The 2,328-nt window shown below is 53.2% G+C and carries 2 protein-coding genes and 2 pseudogenes; 2 read left to right on the top strand and 2 right to left on the bottom strand.

What is annotated here, in order from left to right:
• Together ACUHMQ_RS20450 and ACUHMQ_RS20445 are read left to right on the top strand one after the other, a co-directional pair.
• A pseudogene (locus tag ACUHMQ_RS20450) lies at positions 1–112 on the top strand (IS5/IS1182 family transposase); the annotation flags it as partial.
• A gap of 328 nt (positions 113–440) precedes the next feature.
• Positions 441–1,111 (top strand): annotated as a pseudogene (locus tag ACUHMQ_RS20445) (integrase core domain-containing protein).
• 31 nt (positions 1,112–1,142) lie between these two features.
• Here the strand turns inward: ACUHMQ_RS20445 and ACUHMQ_RS20440 are convergent.
• Together ACUHMQ_RS20440 and ACUHMQ_RS20435 are read right to left on the bottom strand one after the other, a co-directional pair.
• Positions 1,143–1,742, bottom strand: coding sequence for a portal protein (locus ACUHMQ_RS20440; protein WP_445297292.1), 600 nt, complete (start codon positions 1,740–1,742; stop codon positions 1,143–1,145).
• Positions 1,739–2,140, bottom strand: a complete 402-nt coding sequence (locus tag ACUHMQ_RS20435; RefSeq protein WP_445297291.1) for a hypothetical protein — start codon at positions 2,138–2,140, stop codon at positions 1,739–1,741. Before ACUHMQ_RS20435 ends, ACUHMQ_RS20440 begins: the two co-directional genes overlap by 4 nt.
• Between the last annotated feature and the right edge of the window lie 188 nt (positions 2,141–2,328).

Raw genomic sequence — 2,328 nt, 5'->3', positions numbered from 1 at the left:
TGCGTGGTTGGAGAAGTGCCGTCGATTGTGGAAGAACTGTGAACGCAAGCTCGACACCAGCTTGCAATTCATTCAGTTTGCCTTTCTGACTCTTCTTCTGCGGAGACTTTGAACAGGTTCTTAGAAAGCACAGACCTTTGATGCACTACAAAATATGCGAAATGCATAGAGTGAGTGGAGGGACTGTAAGTACCAACGCGGAGAAGTGTAAAGAGTAAATAGTGCCAAAATATGACATTGGTCTATGCAACTGCACCGCGCTGGGGTGACTCTCAGCCACATAGCGGTCGAGTCTTGATAGAAATAGCAAGCAGCAGCGCTCTGCTAGTGTGCTCTAGCTGTACAGCAGGATGAACTAGGCAATAAAAAAACCGCATAGCTATATGTTTAGTCCCACAGTGTGCTGGTCTAATTTATGACTAGCTACGAAAGGACAACCTATGGGACAGGTTCTACACGAAAGAGCCTCAACGACACAGGCAACCCATCGAGCGATACAACATAGTCAAGCGAGCCTGAGCACACTGGCCAAGCTGCATGGGGTGAACCCCAAGACCATTGCAAAATGGCGGGCTCGTTCCTTTACAAATCCAAATGGACTAAGGAAGGCTGTCTCTCTTTGTCGCCATCAATCGGACGTCAAAACTGGCCTACGCTGAGCTTCATCCCCGGGCAACACGCCTGGTGGCAAGGGACTTTCTGTCTGGATTGATTGCCGCCTTACACCATTCATACAATCTTGACAGACAACGGCATTCAGTTTGCCAAGCGGCAAGGCACAGAAGGCTACTGGGTGATTCCGTTTGATCGCCTCTGCCAGGCCCACCACATCGAACATCAGCTAACCAAGGTCTGCCATCCTTGGACCAATGGACAGGTCGAACGCATGAATCGGACGATCAAGGAGGCGACGGTCAAGCATTACCACTATCAATCGCATGATTAGCAGAAATCCCATTTGCAGACGTTCCTGATGGCGTACAACTTTGCTCGTCGCTTGAAGACCTTGAAGGGTTTCACTCCCTATGAATACATCGACAATATCTGGGCAACCGAACCACAACGCTTCAGGATTGATCCGTTCCAGCACGCTGTGGGACTAAACACCTAGTCGCCAACTACTGCTACCCAAGGCATCTGAATCACGGATAGCATTGTGAACCACCCAGGACATAGCGTGAGTACAGCGGCTCGCCATCGGCATTGTTCTGTCCGCCATCCTCGACCCAGCCGATACCGCCTTTGACGGCATCTGCGAAGGCTTGGGAACGCTCGAACCCCGCCTTGTTCACGTCGGCGATGTACTTCAGATACTGGGTTTTACGTTCTGCCGCTTTGGCGCCATCACTATTGCGCGGCAGTATCTTCCAATCGACGCGGGTACGGCGCTCGGTACCGAGCACCCAGTTAACCGACGTGGCGATCTTGTTGTAGACCGCGGGTAGCTGACCACGCGCCTGAAGCGTTTGCGCATCCTCAACCGTCCACTGGATATGGTCGTAGTAATCATGGTCGATAGCGATTTGCGCCCGGTTCTCAGCCTGCAGGTCCATTTCACGTCGGGTATAGCCCACCAGACGACGGAACAACGCCTGCATCGCAGGACTATCGAGCGGATCACTGGCCTTTTGTGCTTCTTCCTGGCTTCGGCCAAGAAAGGAACGACCCGCCTCGGCAGCGATGGGATCGACGCGTTTGCTCACCCGGATGTTGACCAGACGGTCATCTGCCAACTCGCTCACTGGTAGATATCCTTGGTGAAGCGTCTGCCGTTGGCAATGACCTCAATCTCGCCGACCACTTTGCGTTTCTGCTGGGGCGCAGGCGGCATCGCATGCAACTCATCCAGCCCGTCTTGAATCACCGTGACAATCTGTTTCCAGGTCTGTGGAGTGGGATCGAGCTGCATGACGTTTGCACCATGCACAGCGGCCTTAGCCACCATGCGCACGTCTTCACAGTCAGTACGCCAGCGCCAGAGATCATCCTGGCGGATTGCGAAGGCATTGGCGCCCAACCGTGGCACAGCAGGCCGGATTAGCAGGCAGGGATCACCGTTGATATAGGTGTAATGACGGACCAGTCCATATTGCTGCTGGGCCTTGCCGGTATCGATGAGGTTTGCTGCGTCGCCTTGCATGTCTGGCCATTCGGAAATGCTGGAATGGGAAGACTGTAGGGGTTGTTACCGGTGATTTATTGGGCACCTCGAATAACCCGACTTTTTGACATTACAGCGGCGTAAGTCGACCTTGCGTTGCTTCCAGACAGCTCGTTCCGGAACTTATCACTCGTCTTGCATCGCTTTCTCTCCCGAATTGGCCATTT

It is taken from the genome of Chitinimonas violaceus (assembly GCF_052601015.1).
The sequence above is the reverse complement of the archived record's forward strand: the minus strand, read 5'-3'. Positions and strand labels throughout refer to the sequence as shown.

What these genes read in the sequence shown, in the direction of transcription:
- ACUHMQ_RS20435 (WP_445297291.1), bottom strand. Translation starts at nt 2,140, where the DNA reads ATGCAAGGCGACGCAGCAAACCTCATCGATACCGGCAAGGCCCAGCAG.